Source organism: Pseudomonas trutticola BRTCR10 (assembly GCF_056155105.1).
On sequence record NZ_CM149552.1, the window covers coordinates 5967894 to 5981520 of the forward strand.

The 13627-nt window shown below is 60.1% G+C and carries 12 protein-coding genes; 7 read left to right on the forward strand and 5 right to left on the reverse strand.

Annotated features, from left to right (window positions below; translation table 11 throughout):
- The first annotated feature begins 127 nt into the window (after positions 1-127).
- The 6 genes from pqqA (at position 128) to ACVVH8_RS27190 (ending at position 5252) form a co-directional block, all read left to right on the forward strand.
- Complete coding sequence (pqqA, locus tag ACVVH8_RS27165) at positions 128-202, forward strand: pyrroloquinoline quinone precursor peptide PqqA (protein WP_003422658.1); 75 nt, start codon at positions 128-130, stop codon at positions 200-202.
- An 81-nt stretch (positions 203-283) separates the two neighbouring features.
- Positions 284-1195, forward strand: coding sequence for a pyrroloquinoline quinone biosynthesis protein PqqB (gene pqqB, locus ACVVH8_RS27170; RefSeq protein WP_475227234.1), 912 nt, complete (start codon positions 284-286; stop codon positions 1193-1195).
- Between the two features lie 123 nt (positions 1196-1318).
- On the forward strand, positions 1319-2071 hold the full coding sequence (pqqC, locus tag ACVVH8_RS27175; protein WP_475227238.1) for a pyrroloquinoline-quinone synthase PqqC: 753 nt from the start codon (positions 1319-1321) through the stop codon (positions 2069-2071).
- Positions 2068-2343, forward strand: a complete 276-nt coding sequence (gene pqqD / locus ACVVH8_RS27180) for a pyrroloquinoline quinone biosynthesis peptide chaperone PqqD (protein WP_103304426.1) — start codon at positions 2068-2070, stop codon at positions 2341-2343. The genes pqqC and pqqD overlap by 4 nt, the downstream gene beginning before the upstream one ends.
- Before the next feature lie 7 nt (positions 2344-2350).
- Positions 2351-3487, forward strand: coding sequence for a pyrroloquinoline quinone biosynthesis protein PqqE (pqqE, locus tag ACVVH8_RS27185; RefSeq protein ID WP_371919314.1), 1137 nt, complete (start codon positions 2351-2353; stop codon positions 3485-3487).
- Positions 3453-5252 carry a S9 family peptidase gene (locus ACVVH8_RS27190; protein WP_475227241.1) on the forward strand — a complete coding sequence of 600 codons (1800 nt, stop codon included), beginning with the start codon at positions 3453-3455 and terminating at the stop codon, positions 5250-5252. Before pqqE ends, ACVVH8_RS27190 begins: the two co-directional genes overlap by 35 nt.
- A gap of 137 nt (positions 5253-5389) precedes the next feature.
- Here ACVVH8_RS27190 and ACVVH8_RS27195 read toward each other — a convergent pair whose 3' ends face one another.
- Together ACVVH8_RS27195 and ACVVH8_RS27200 are read right to left on the reverse strand one after the other, a co-directional pair.
- Positions 5390-5548, reverse strand: coding sequence for a YqaE/Pmp3 family membrane protein (locus ACVVH8_RS27195; RefSeq protein WP_003228885.1), 159 nt, complete (start codon positions 5546-5548; stop codon positions 5390-5392).
- Positions 5549-5749: 201 nt separating this feature from the next.
- A complete protein-coding gene (locus tag ACVVH8_RS27200) occupies positions 5750-7033 on the reverse strand; it encodes an aspartate aminotransferase family protein (RefSeq protein ID WP_475227244.1) in 1284 nt (427 codons plus the stop codon).
- 169 nt (positions 7034-7202) lie between these two features.
- On the opposite strand from ACVVH8_RS27200, the gene ACVVH8_RS27205 reads away from it, so the two are divergent.
- The gene (locus ACVVH8_RS27205) at positions 7203-8117 is read left to right on the forward strand and encodes a LysR family transcriptional regulator (protein WP_103304430.1); all 915 of its coding nucleotides are present in this window, start codon (positions 7203-7205) and stop codon (positions 8115-8117) included.
- 228 nt (positions 8118-8345) lie between these two features.
- Here ACVVH8_RS27205 and ACVVH8_RS27210 read toward each other — a convergent pair whose 3' ends face one another.
- The 3 genes from ACVVH8_RS27210 to ACVVH8_RS27220 form a co-directional block, all read right to left on the reverse strand.
- Positions 8346-10124: an acyl-CoA dehydrogenase C-terminal domain-containing protein gene (locus tag ACVVH8_RS27210; protein ID WP_103304431.1), complete on the reverse strand. Its 1779-nt coding sequence runs from the start codon at positions 10122-10124 to the stop codon at positions 8346-8348.
- A 260-nt stretch (positions 10125-10384) separates the two neighbouring features.
- Positions 10385-12181 (reverse strand): acyl-CoA dehydrogenase C-terminal domain-containing protein, encoded by a 1797-nt coding sequence (locus tag ACVVH8_RS27215; RefSeq protein ID WP_475227247.1) that lies wholly within the window; start codon positions 12179-12181, stop codon positions 10385-10387.
- Between the two features lie 90 nt (positions 12182-12271).
- Positions 12272-13561, reverse strand: a complete 1290-nt coding sequence (locus tag ACVVH8_RS27220) for a GGDEF domain-containing protein (protein WP_103304433.1) — start codon at positions 13559-13561, stop codon at positions 12272-12274.
- Between the last annotated feature and the right edge of the window lie 66 nt (positions 13562-13627).

Consider the following 13627-nt stretch of genomic DNA (forward strand, 5'->3'; position numbering starts at 1 on the left):
GAATATTCACGGGCATTCCCGGTGAAATTTTGAGTAACATAGCCGCCTAACTATTTGGAACATCCCTGCGCTGCCGTGGACTATAACTATGGACAGCGCTATCCCACCCACTAGAAGGAGACACCTTATGTCCTGGACAAAACCTGCTTACACCGACCTGCGTATCGGCTTCGAAGTCACCATGTACTTCGCCAGCCGCTGAGTTCTGCTTACGTAGAACTGCAGTGCAACGCCTCGGCTCGCCGGGGCGTTTTATTTTCAGCGTTGAAAGATTGGAGCGTTCATGTTCGTCCAGATTCTGGGTTCGGCCGCCGGTGGCGGATTTCCGCAGTGGAACTGCAACTGCATCAATTGCGCAGGCTTTCGCGACGGCAGCCTGAATGCCAAGGCCCGCACCCAATCGTCCATCGCGATTTCCGATGACGGTGTGAACTGGGTGCTGTGCAACGCCTCGCCGGACATCCGCGCGCAACTGCAAAGCTTCGCCCCGATGCAACCGGGCCGAGCCCTGCGCGACACCGGCATCAGCGCGATCATCCTGATGGACAGCCAGATCGACCACACCACCGGCCTGCTCAGCCTGCGCGAAGGCTGCCCGCATCAGGTCTGGTGCACGGACATGGTTCACGAAGACCTGAGCACCGGTTTCCCCCTGTTCAAGATGCTCACCCACTGGAACGGCGGGTTGAACTGGAACCGCATCGAACTCGACCAGAGTTTCACCGTGGCGGCGTGCCCGAACCTGCGTTTCACGCCGCTGCCGTTGCGCAGCGCTGCACCGCCCTACTCGCCGCACCGTTTCGACCCGCATCCGGGCGACAACATCGGCCTGATCGTCGAAGACCTGCAGACCGGCGGCAAACTGTTCTACGCACCGGGTCTGGGCAAGGTCGACGCGCCGTTGCTGGACATCATGGCTGGCAGTGATTGCCTGCTGGTGGACGGCACGATGTGGGATGACGATGAGATGCAGCGCCGTGGCGTCGGCACCCGTACCGGTCGCGAGATGGGCCATCTGGCGCAGAACGGCCCCGGCGGCATGCTCGAAGTGCTGGAACAGCTTCCCGAGCAGCGCAAGGTGCTTATCCACATCAACAACACCAATCCGATTCTCGATGAGGATTCGCCGGAGCGTGCGGAATTGGCGCGGCGTGATGTTGAAGTGGCGTATGACGGCATGAGTATCGTGCTGTAACTGAGGACCCCATCGCTGGCAAGCCAGCTCCCACATTGGATCTGTACCTGTGGGAGCTGGCTTGCCAGCGATGACTCAAGTCCAGACGCCTGAGATTCCAATGCTTGTTCCCGGAGAACAGACATGACCGACACCCCGCTGTCCCCCGCCGAATTCGAAGCGGCCCTGCGCGCCAAAGGCGCCTACTACCACATCCATCACCCGTATCACGTGGCGATGTATCAGGGCCGCGCCACCCGCGAGCAGATTCAGGGCTGGGTCGCCAACCGCTTCTACTATCAGGTGAACATCCCCCTGAAAGACGCAGCCATTCTCGCCAATTGCCCGGATCGCGAGATCCGGCGCGAGTGGATTCAGCGACTGCTCGACCACGACGGCGCTCCCGGTGAAGACGGCGGCATCGAAGCCTGGCTACGCCTCGGCCAGGCCGTTGGCCTCGATCCGGATCAACTGCGCTCCCAGGAGCTGGTGCTGCCCGGCGTACGTTTCGCCGTCGATGCCTACGTCAACTTCGCCCGCCGCGCCAGTTGGCAAGAAGCGGCCAGCAGTTCGTTGACCGAACTGTTCGCGCCGCAGATCCACCAATCGCGCCTCGACAGCTGGCCGCAGCATTACCCGTGGATCGACCCGGCCGGGTATGAGTATTTCCGCACCCGCCTCGGTCAGGCGCGGCGCGATGTCGAGCACGGTCTGGCGATCACCCTTGAGCATTACAAGACGCGCGAAGGCCAGGAGCGCATGCTGGAAATTCTCCAGTTCAAACTGGACATTCTTTGGAGCATGCTCGATGCCATGAGCATGGCCTACGAACTGAACCGCCCGCCGTATCACAGCGTCACCGATCAACGGGTCTGGCACAAAGGAATCGCCTTATGAGTTTCGACCGCAGCAAGACCCCGACCTGGCGTCCCGGCTACCGCTTCCAGTACGAACCGGCACAGAAAGGCCATGTGCTCCTGTACCCGGAAGGCATGATCAAGCTCAATGAAAGCGCCGCGTTGATTGGCGGTTTGATCGACGGTGAACGGGACGTCGCGGCAATCATCGCCAAACTCGACGAACAGTTCCCCGGCGTGCCCGAGCTCGGTGACGACATCGAGCAATTCATGGAGGTTGCCCGTGCGCAGCACTGGATCGAACTTGCCTGAGTCATCGGTGCAAGTCCCGGCCAAACCGGAAATCGGCCTGCCGCTGTGGCTGCTCGCCGAGCTGACCTACCGCTGTCCGTTGCAATGTCCGTACTGCTCAAATCCACTGGATTTCGCCGAGCAGGGCAAAGAGCTGACAACCGAGCAGTGGATCAAGGTATTCCGCGAGGCGCGGGAGATGGGTGCGGCGCAGTTGGGCTTTTCCGGCGGTGAGCCACTGGTGCGTCAGGACCTCGCCGAGCTGATTCATGAAGCGCGGCAGTTGGGCTTCTACACCAACCTGATCACTTCCGGCATCGGTCTGACCGAGCAGAAAATCAGCGACTTCAAAAAGGCCGGCCTCGATCACATCCAGATCAGTTTCCAGGCCAGCGACGAGCAAGTGAACAACCTGCTCGCCGGCTCGAAAAAGGCCTTCGCGCAGAAGCTGGAAATGGCCCGCGCGGTGAAGGCCCACGGCTATCCGATGGTGCTGAACTTCGTCACCCATCGGCACAACATCGACAAGATCGACCGCATCATCGAACTGTGCATCGCGCTTGAGGCCGACTTCGTCGAGCTCGCCACCTGCCAGTTTTACGGTTGGGCGCAGCTCAATCGTGTCGGCCTGTTGCCGACCAAAGAGCAACTGGTGCGCGCCGAACGCATCACCAACGAATACCGGGCAAAACTGGAAGCCGAAGGGCATCCGTGCAAGCTGATTTTCGTCACCCCGGACTACTACGAAGAACGCCCGAAAGCCTGTATGAACGGCTGGGGCAGCATTTTTCTGACGGTCACGCCGGACGGCACCGCCCTGCCCTGTCATGGCGCCCGACAGCTGCCGGTACAATTTCCCAACGTGCGCGATCACAGCATGCAGCACATCTGGTACGACTCGTTCGGCTTCAACCGCTTTCGCGGTTACGACTGGATGCCCGAGCCGTGCCGTTCGTGTGATGAGAAAGAAAAGGACTTCGGCGGCTGCCGCTGCCAGGCCTTCATGCTTACCGGTGATGCGAGCAATGCCGACCCGGTATGCAGCAAGTCCGAACATCACGGTGTGATCCTCAAGGCCCGCGAAGAAGCCGAGACCGCCACTCAAACCATTGAACAACTGGCCTTCCGCAATGAACGAAACTCGCGCCTCATCGCCAAGGGCTGAGCCTTTCAGTGCCTCGCAAGCCGTCGCCGCCGGCATGGATTTCGCCGAACTGCAACTCGGCGCCAACGGTCTGTTCTGGAATGAATATCGCCCCGAAGATGCGGCGTGCCGGATCTGGCATTCGCGTGACGGCGCGGCAAAATGTCTGACGCCTACTGGTTTCAGCGTGCGTAGTCGGGTGTACGAATATGGCGGTGGCGCGTTTTGTCTGACGCCTGACGGTGTGGTTTTCGTCGCTGAGGCGGATCAGCAGTTGTATCGGCAGGCGCTGAATGGCGATCCTGAAGCGCTGACATCGGGTGAGTGCCGTTACGGCGATCTGCATTTCGCCGATGGGCAGGTATTGGCGGTTGAAGAGCAGCACGACACGCATCGGCTGGTGGCGATTGATCTGGCGGATGGCAAACGTCATCTGCTGGCCGAAGGTGCGGATTTTTACGCCGCACCGACGGTAAGTCCGGATGGCCAGCGTCTAGCATGGATCGAGTGGAGTCGCCCGCATCAGCCGTGGACGTCGACCCGCTTGATGGTGGCCGAAGGTGATTTTTCGGCGCCCCGTTGCGTGGCGGGCGAACGGCTTGAGGAATCCATTCAACAGCCGCGTTTCGATGCTGAAGGCCGTTTGTATTGCCTGACCGATCGTGGCGGATTCTGGCAACCGTGGGTTGAGACATCTGACGGCCTGCAGCTTTTGCCAAGTGCCGAGGCCGACCATGCACCGGCACCTTGGCAACTCGGAGGGTGCACCTGGTTACCGGTTGGCGAGTCCTACCTTGCCAGTTGGAGCGAGGGCGGTTTCGGTCGCCTCGCGCTGGATGGCGAAGACTTCACCGGCGACTACAGCCGCTTTCGTCATCTGGCGCTGGATCAGCATTTCATCTATTGCATCGCGGCCTCGCCGATCAATCCTTCGGCAGTGATCGCCATTGATCGCGCATCCCGAGCAGTCAAAGTGCTGGCCGGCGGGGTTGCACCGTTGCCCGCCGAACGCATCAGCCGCCCGCAAACCCTGCGCTACCCCAGCGGTTCGGCGGAGGCTCACGGGTTTTTTTATCCCGCCATGAGCGGTGAGGCGAAACCGCCGCTGGTGGTGTTCATCCACGGCGGCCCGACGTCAGCGTGCTACCCGATACTCGACCCACGCATCCAGTACTGGACGCAGCGCGGCTTCGCCGTCGCCGACCTCAACTATCGCGGCAGCAGTGGTTATGGCCGGGAATATCGGCAGGCATTGCACTTGAGTTGGGGTGAGGTAGACGTCAAGGATGCGTGCGCAGTGGTGGCGCATCTGGCCGAACGCGACATGATCGACGGCGATAATGCGTTCATCCGTGGCGGCAGCGCCGGTGGTTATACGACGCTGTGCGCTTTGGCGTTCCAGCAGGTGTTTCGCGCCGGCGCCAGTCTTTACGGGGTCAGCGATCCGGTCGCGCTCGCCCGGGCGACACACAAGTTTGAAGGCGATTACCTGGACTGGCTGATCGGCGACCCCGAGCAGGACGCCGAACGCTACGCCGGCCGCACACCCCTGCTGCACGCGAGCAACATTCGCGTACCGGTGATTTTCTTTCAGGGTGAGCTGGACGCTGTTGTTGTGCCGCTACAGACGCGGGACATGGTCACGGCACTGGAACAGAACAACATCCCGGTCGAGGCGCATTACTACGCCGATGAACGCCACGGCTTCCGCCGCGCAGTGAATCAGGCGCATGCGTTGGAGCAGGAGTGGAAGTTCTATCGGCGGGTGATGGGTTTGGGGGATTGAAAATCGGCATCCGTGTCGCCCCAATCGCTGGCAAGCCAGCTCCCACAGGTTTTTAGGTGTACACAAAATGTGTGTACGACCGACACCACTGTGGGAGCTGGCTTGCAGCGATAGCGATCTATCCGGCAGCGAAGTACTCAGCGTTTGGCAATGATGTACACCGCATGCACGATCCCCGGGATGTACCCGCACAACGTCAGCAGAATGTTCAACCAGAACGCCCCGCCAAACCCGACCTGCAGAAACACACCCAGTGGTGGCAACAGAATAGCGATGATGATGCGAATGAAATCCATGGGGCAGCTCCTGTATGGGGGTTGGCTCATTTGAGCCATACAAGCTAATCGACCTGCGCCGTTCGTCAGGGTTCAGTGCAATCGCCATTTGTTCGCCAGTATCCATTGCCAAAAAAAAAAACGCCCCACGCCAAAAGAATCAGGCGTGGGGCGTGCGTTATACCGCGAGACGGTTCTTCAATTCGGGTAGGACGGTTCAGTTCAGACGGCAATCCCTTTGCGGCATTGCAGTTGTGCGGTGCGCACTCGCGAGAACGCCCGGCCCAGGCGCAGGAGCATTTCGTCGATGTTGGTTTTGCTGACGGTCAGGGCCGGGGTGAAGCGCAGGCAGTTGGCTTGCGGAGCGTTGAGCAGCAGGCCTTCATGCAATGCAGCGTGGATGACGGCATCGGCGCAATCGTCTGACAGGGTCAGTCCATAGAACAGGCCTTGACCACGCAGCTCGCCGTGACCGTAACGGTGAGCCAGTCGGGCTAAACCTTCGCGCAGATGTTGGCCGTTTTCTTTGACCTGTTCGAGAAAGCTGCGGTCTTGCACGCTGTCGAGGACGACCAGACCGGCCGCGGTCATCAGCGCATTGCCGTGATGCGTACCGCCGAGTTCGCCCGCGTCGAAACAGCATGCCTTGCCCCGCGCCAGCAGCGCCGCCAGCGGCACGCCGCCGCCAAGGCCTTTGCCAAGCACAACGATATCGGCGCGCACGCCGTAGGATTGTTCGGCGAGCACGGTGCCACAGCGACCGATGCCGGTCTGCACTTCGTCGAGAATCAGTAGAATGCCCAGCTCACGGCACAGACGTTCGACGCCTTTGAGGTAATGCTCGGTCGCGGGAATGACACCAGCGTCGCTCTGGATCGGCTCAAGCATGATCGCCACGGTCTGCGCATCGACTGCCGCGTGCAGCGCTGGCAAATCGTTGAACGGCACCAGATCGAAGCCCGGCAGCAAAGGTGCGAAACGGTTGTGCAGATTACAACTGTCCGACGCCGATATCGTCGCCAGACTGCGGCCATGACAACCCTGCTTCGCAACGATAATCCGCGAGGCGCCGCCGCGATGCAGTTGGCCCCATTTGCGCGCCAGTTTGATCGCGGCCTCGCAAGCCTCGCTGCCGCTGTTGAGCAGGTAAGCCTGATCACTGGAAGTGCTGGCGCACAGGCGCTCGGCGAGGCTGAGCATGCCGCGATTATGCAGGTTGAAACCGGGATTGATCAGCGCCTGGGCCTGGCTGGCGATGGCTTTGACCAGTGCCGAAGGACTGTGGCCGAGGCTGTTGGCACCGCCGGCCTGGGAGAAATCGAGGTAAGCGCGGTCGTTGCTGTCCCACAGCCACGAGCCTTGGCCGCGAACGAACACCTGTTGTGGCCTTTCGACGCTGGGCATCAGCCGCTCAGCGCTGAGATTTTCGCTGATGTTTGAAGGGTTGGCCTCGAAAGTGAGGTCGTCAAGGCTCGGCGTCTGGCGCCGCAAACTGAACAGATTCATTGAACAAAACCTCGCTGGAGGTTTTTTGAACTGCCTATGTAAACACTCTTGAAGCTGACGCTGATCATCGCGCTTTCTGGCCCTGTAAGCCTCGTGAATGCGGTTAGACTAGGCTCACTGACGGCCTTGGGCCATTTCGATTTCTCAGCATTTTCGATAAGCGTTACTTATGGATTTCAAACAACTGCGTTATTTCGTCGCGGTTTACGAAGAAGGGCATGTCGGCAGAGCCGCCGAACGCCTGTCGATCTCGCAACCCGCGCTTTCCCAACAGATCCGTCAGTTGGAACAGAATCTCGACGTCACCCTGTTCGAACGCAGCAGCAAACGCCTGCTGCCGACGCTTGCCGCGCACACGCTGTACAACCATGCGCTGCCACTGCTCGACGGTTTACAACGCGCGCGCGAGGCGTTGGGCAACTTCAAGGGCCAGGCACTGCGCACGCTGGCAATCGGTGTGTTGCAGACCGTGCACACCAGTCTGGTGCCGCAAATGCTAGAGCGCGTGCGCAAGGCACAACCGCATCTGGTGGTGCAGATCTACGAACTGACGGGGCTGGAAATCGAACGACGATTGCTCAACGGTTCACTGGACATCGGCATCAGCTACTTGCCGCCCCGTCAGCCCGGGCTGCAGGGCGTGATGCTCTACGAAGATGAGCTGACGCTGGTCATCCCGGCGGATCACCCGCTGCGTGAATTCAAGAAAGTCTCGATTCGCCAGGCCGCGGAATTGCCCATGCTGCTGTTGGGCGAGGAATTTCAGATCCGCCAGATCTGGCAGGCGCAACTGACCAGCCTCGGGCGTCGCCCGCAAGTGCAAGCCGAGTTGAACAATATGCTGGGGATTCTCGACAGTCTGCCGCACACCAAACTGGCGACGGTGCTGCCGGGGCGTTCGCAGAAGGAGTACGACGATCAGGATCTGCTGTGGAAACCGCTGAGCGAGCCACGGGTGCCGTTGAAGGTTGGATTGGTCTGTCGTGATGTACAGCGCCAGCAAGCCTCTTTGGCGCTGTTGCGCACGTTGCTGGAGGAAGTGATGGAGCGTGAAGCAAAGCCGCCGCTCGATCCCTTGGCCTGACTTACTTTTCTGCAGGCAAAAGAAAACCCCGCCGAAGCGGGGCTTTGCAGACTGTTTCCCTGACATCCATTTCACTCCGCCACCCTGGCAGAATCCTACGTGTCCGTGTTGTTGCTTTGCGCTTCCTGCGCGACGTCCATGAAATGTAGATTAGCTCTGGATCCAATCCGCGCATATGGGAGAACAGCAGCACGTCACGTAAGAGAATGCTTACATGACGTTACATCATCAGAATTGCGCTGCATCCAACAGGAACAGCGACTCGCTGCCGGCCTTCACCGACGCGCTCAGCGAGTGAATACGCGGCAACAGGCGGGCGAAGTAGAAGCGTGCAGTACCGAGCTTGCTGGCGTAGAAATCATCCTGCGCTTCTTTGCCCAACGACGCCTTGGCCATCAGTGCCCACATGTAGGCGTACGCCGTGTAACCGAACGCTTGCAGATATTCGACCGAGGCCGCGCCGATTTCGTTCGGGTTGTTTTTCGCCCGATCCAGCAGCCACGACGTCAACTCGTCGAGGGTGTCGACAGCGTCGTTCAATGGCTTGGTGAATTCGCCCAGGTCGGCACTGGCCGTCGCGGTGAAGTGGCGGATCTCGTCGGCGAACAGCTTGTAGAACGCGCCGCCGCTGCCGACGATCTTGCGCCCGACCAGGTCCAGCGCCTGAATGCCGTTGGTGCCTTCGTAGATCTGGGTGATGCGCACGTCACGCACCAGTTGTTCCTGGCCCCATTCGCGGATGTAGCCGTGACCGCCGAAAATCTGCTGGCCATGCACCGTGGTTTCCAGACCCAGATCGGTCAGGAATGCCTTGGCTACCGGCGTCAGCAGGGCAACCAGATCTTCAGCACGTTTGCGAGTCGCCGCGTCTTCGCTGAACTTGGCGGTGTCGAGTTGCATTGCCACGTAGGTGGAGAACGCACGACCACCTTCGTTCGAGGCCTTCATGGTCAGCAGCATGCGACGCACGTCCGGATGGACGATGATCGGGTCGGCGACTTTGTCTTTGTTCTGCGCGCCAGTTGGCGAACGGCTTTGCAGACGGTCGCGGGCGTATTCGACGGCGTTCTGGTAGGAGCGCTCACCAGTGGCGAGGCCCTGGATACCGACACCCAGACGCTCGTAATTCATCATGGTGAACATCGCCGCCAAGCCTTTGTTCGGCTCGCCGACCAGATAACCCACGGCTTCGTCGAAGTTCATCACGCAGGTGGCGGACGCCTGGATGCCCATCTTGTGTTCGATCGAACCGCAGTTGGCCGGGTTGCGCGCGCCGAGGCTGCCATCGGCATTGACCATGAACTTCGGTACCAGAAACAGCGAGATACCTTTCGGGCCCGCCGGAGCGTCCGGCAACTTGGCCAGCACCAGGTGAATGATGTTTTCGGTAAGGTCGTGTTCACCACCGGTGATGAAGATCTTGGTGCCGCTGACCTTGTAGGAACCGTCGGCCTGAGGCTCGGCCTTGGTGCGGATGATCCCCAGGTCAGTGCCGGCGTGCGGCTCGGTCAGGCACATGGAACCGGCCCAGATGCCGGCATACATGTTCGGCAGATACGCGGCTTTCAGTTCTTCGCTGGCGTGGGCGTTGATCGACAGGCAAGCGCCGGCAGTCAGCATCGGATACAGACCGAAGGACAGGCTGGCGGAGTTGACCATTTCTTCAACCTGGGCCGAAACGGCTTTGGGCATGCCCATGCCGCCGTAGGCCGGATCGCCACCGACGCCAACCCAGCCACCTTCGGCATAAGTCTGATAAGCCTGTGGGAAACCGGCCGGCGTGGTCACGGCACCGTCCGCCCAATGGCAACCTTCTTCGTCAGCGGCACGGCTCAGTGGCGCGATGCTTTTGCTGGTGACCTTGCCAGCCTCTTCGAGAATCGCTTCAACGGTCTCGGCGTCGACAGTCTCGGCCAGCGCCGGCAACTCGGCCCAGAGTTTGGCGACTTCGAATACTTCATTGAGGACGAAGCGCATATCGCGCAGCGGCGCTTTGTAGTCAGCCATGGCAAACCTCGCAAAATCTGAACAGGTGATTCGTGGAAGGGTGTTTTCGTTAGGCCGGAGTGTACCCCAACAACTTTTGCGACACATAGGGTCAACCGGTGACTGATTTGTTATTTTTAGTCACCGACCTGAAACGATAATCAAAGGATGTAGAGAAACCTGTGTCGAGGGAGCTTGCTCCCGCTTGAGTGCGCAGCGCTCACTATCAGCGGCTGCTACGCACCCGAGCGGGAGCAAGCTCCCTCGCCACAGAAAGCGGGTCAGAGTGCAAACAGTTCGGCAGGCAATTTCATCAAACACTCACTCCCCGCCTCGATCGCCGCCCGATGTGCAGCCGTACGCGATAACAAACGTTTGAAGTAGAACTCGCACGTCGCCAATTTGCCTCGCAGATAATCCGCCTCACCCTCGCCCGCCTCCAGTTGCGCCTGTGCCACCAGCGCCATGCGCAACCACAGATAGCCGAGGATGATGTAGCCGCTGTACATCAGATAATCCACCGACGCCGCGCCGACTTCGTCCGGGTTCTTCATCGCTGCCATGCCGACCTTCAGGGTCAGGTCGCCCCATTGCTGGTTCAGCTCATTGAGCTGCGCGACGAAACTGCCCAATTGCGCATGCTCGGCGTTGGCCGCGCAGAATTTGTGAACAATTTTGGTGAAACCACGCAGCAATTTGCCCTGACTGCCGAGCACTTTGCGCCCGAGCAGGTCGAGTGCCTGAATGCCGTTGGTGCCTTCATAAATCGGGGCGATCCGGCAATCACGAACCAACTGCTCCATGCCCCATTCACGAATGAACCCGTGACCACCAAATATCTGCATGCCATGGTTGGTTACTTCCAGCCCGGTGTCGGTCATGAATGCCTTGCAGATCGGCGTGAGGAACGCCAACAGGTCTTCGGCCTCCTGACGCGCCTGGGCATCATCGCTCAGGTGCGCGACATCGAGCATCTGCGCGGTGAAGTACGTCAGCGCGCGGTTGCCTTCGTTGAAGGCTTTCATGGTCAGCAACATGCGCCGCACGTCCGGGTGAACGATGATCGGATCGGCCGGTTTATCCGGAGCTTTGGCACCAGTCAGGGCGCGCATCTGCAAGCGATCATTGGCGTATTTGATTGCGCCCTGAAAGCTCGCCTCGCCCAGACACAAGCCCTGCATGCCGGTGCCGAGCCGTGCGTGGTTCATCATGGTGAACATGCAGTTGAGGCCCTTGTTCGGCTCGCCGATCAGAAAACCCTTGGCACCGTCGAAGTTCAGCACGCATGTGGCCGAGGCCTTGATGCCCATTTTGTGTTCGATCGAACCGCAGGAAACGCCGTTGCGCGTCCCTGCTTCACCCGCTGCATCGGGCAGAAATTTCGGCACGATAAACAGCGAAATCCCTTTGGTCCCGGCGGGCGCGTCGGGCAACTTGGCCAACACCAGATGGATGATGTTGTCGCTCATGTCGTGTTCACCGGCGGAGATGAAAATCTTGCTGCCGGTGACCGCATAGCTGCCGTCAACCTGAGGCGCGGCGCGGGTCTTGATGATGCCCAGATCGGTCCCGCAATGGGCTTCGGTCAGGCACATGGTGCCGGTCCACTGGCCGGCGGTGAGTTTGCTCAGATAGGTGTCTTTCTGCTCGGCGGTACCGTGGGCATGGATCGCCGACATCGCGCCGTGGGTCAGCCCCGGGTACATACCCCAGGAGGTGTTGCTGGAACCGACCATCTCACTGATCACCAGCCCCAGCGAACTCGGCAAACCCTGGCCGCCGTAGGTCGGGTCGGCGGCCAGACCGTGCCAGCCGCCCTCAACATATTGTGCGAATGCTTGCTTGAAGCCTGTAGGCGTTGTCACCACCCCGTTGTCGAAATGGCAGCCCTCTTCGTCACCGCTGCGATTGAGCGGCGCGAGAACGTTCTCGCAGAACTTCGCGCCCTCTTCGAGGATCGCGTTGATCATATCCGGGCTGGCGTCATGGGCGCCGAGGGCGGCGTAATTGGCGTGGAAGTCGAATACGTGGTCGATCAGAAAGCGCATGTCGCGCAGGGGAGCTTTGTACTCAGGCATGGTGGCTTCTCCGTCAGCAGGTTGCTTGAACCTACTGCCGGCCACCACACCCGACAATCACTGTGCAGACGCTGAATGCGCCGTCATCACTCAACCCGCAGCGCTGTCCATGCGCACCGCGCCGCGACGGTTTTGCCCGTACGCCATCACGCAGTTGCGCCCCGCGCCTTTAGCGGCGTAGAGCGCCTCGTCGGCGGATTTCAGCACTTGTTCCGGGTTGCGCTGCTCCACGCGTTCGGCGACGCCGATGCTCACCGTGACCGAAACGCTGGAGGCGCCGGAGCCGGCACGGCGCTGACGACCTTGCTGGTCATCCTGCGGGCGGTTTTCCTGATTGCGCAGTTGAATGTTGTAGGACGCAATCGACTCACGGATCACTTCCAGGTGCGGCATACACTCTTCAAGGGTTTTGCCCGCGAACACCAAGGCGAATTCCTCACCGCCATAGCGATACGCCCTACCGCCACCGCTGATTTTCGACAGTTTGCTTGCCACCAGACGCAATACCTGGTCACCGACGTCGTGGCCGTGGGTGTCGTTGAATTTCTTGAAGTGGTCAACGTCGCTCATCGCCAGCACATAATTGCGCCCCAAGCGCTGCATGCGTTCGTTGAGTGCGCGACGCCCCGGCAGACCGGTGAGTTCGTCGCGGAAGGCCATTTGATAAGCCTCGTGCGCCACGGCGGCGGCGATCATCAACATGACCTGGCTGCACATGATGTTCAGAGTGAACGGCAGGATGAAGGTTTTCGGCAGCATCCAGAACACCCCGAGCAACCCGACCAATTGCGCCGCGTGCAGCGGACGCGGATGGCGCCAGTATTGCCAGGCCAGCAGCAGGAACGCCGAGATGAACACCGGATAGGACAGCTGGATCAGACTCATCCACGCGCCGTGCAGCGCTGGCCAGCGAATCTCCGAAAGCCACATCAGCAGCGCCTGTGGGTAACTTTGCTCAAGCCCCAGCGCGACACTGCCGAAGGCGAGCAGCACGGCGAACCGCGCGACCATGTCCTGAAACAGGTGCGTGCGTTCCTGCCACGCGGCGAACAGGCCAAACAGCAGCGGCAGCAGCAGACAGACCAGATGAAAAACCACGGCGGCGTCTTCGCGCACCTTGCCGTTGTCGCGGTAATAATCGGTCTGGGTGTCGAGCAAAAAGTAGGCGATGTACACCGTGAGCATCAGAAACAGTTCGCGCTGACGTCGGTAAACCGCGCAGTAAGCGCCGCCCAACAGCAACACCAGCGTTGGCAGTACATTAAACAGAGACGTGAAGAACACGTTGAGGTCTTTGACGTACGCAGCCGCCAACCCCGCGAGCAACAACAGCAGTGAAGGTAGGAAATGGCTGAAACGTACAGCGGAAGAACGCGGCAAGGGTAAAGCTCCGACCCGTCATATCAAAGAGATGGCATTGTGCCTGCAATGTGGCCAGTTAAGCAC

Bases quoted from the DNA above. Each gene is read 5' to 3' on its own strand.
- ACVVH8_RS27205 (WP_103304430.1), top strand. From the start codon at position 7,203: ATGGATTTCAAACAACTGCGTTATTTCGTCGCGGTTTACGAAGAAGGG.
- ACVVH8_RS27210 (WP_103304431.1), bottom strand. From the start codon at position 10,124: ATGGCTGACTACAAAGCGCCGCTGCGCGATATGCGCTTCGTCCTCAAT.
- ACVVH8_RS27190 (WP_475227241.1), top strand. From the start codon at position 3,453: ATGAACGAAACTCGCGCCTCATCGCCAAGGGCTGAGCCTTTCAGTGCC.
- ACVVH8_RS27200 (WP_475227244.1), bottom strand. From the start codon at position 7,033: ATGAATCTGTTCAGTTTGCGGCGCCAGACGCCGAGCCTTGACGACCTC.
- pqqC (WP_475227238.1), top strand. From the start codon at position 1,319: ATGACCGACACCCCGCTGTCCCCCGCCGAATTCGAAGCGGCCCTGCGC.
- pqqB (WP_475227234.1), top strand. From the start codon at position 284: ATGTTCGTCCAGATTCTGGGTTCGGCCGCCGGTGGCGGATTTCCGCAG.
- pqqD (WP_103304426.1), top strand. From the start codon at position 2,068: ATGAGTTTCGACCGCAGCAAGACCCCGACCTGGCGTCCCGGCTACCGC.
- ACVVH8_RS27215 (WP_475227247.1), bottom strand. From the start codon at position 12,181: ATGCCTGAGTACAAAGCTCCCCTGCGCGACATGCGCTTTCTGATCGAC.
- ACVVH8_RS27195 (WP_003228885.1), bottom strand. From the start codon at position 5,548: ATGGATTTCATTCGCATCATCATCGCTATTCTGTTGCCACCACTGGGT.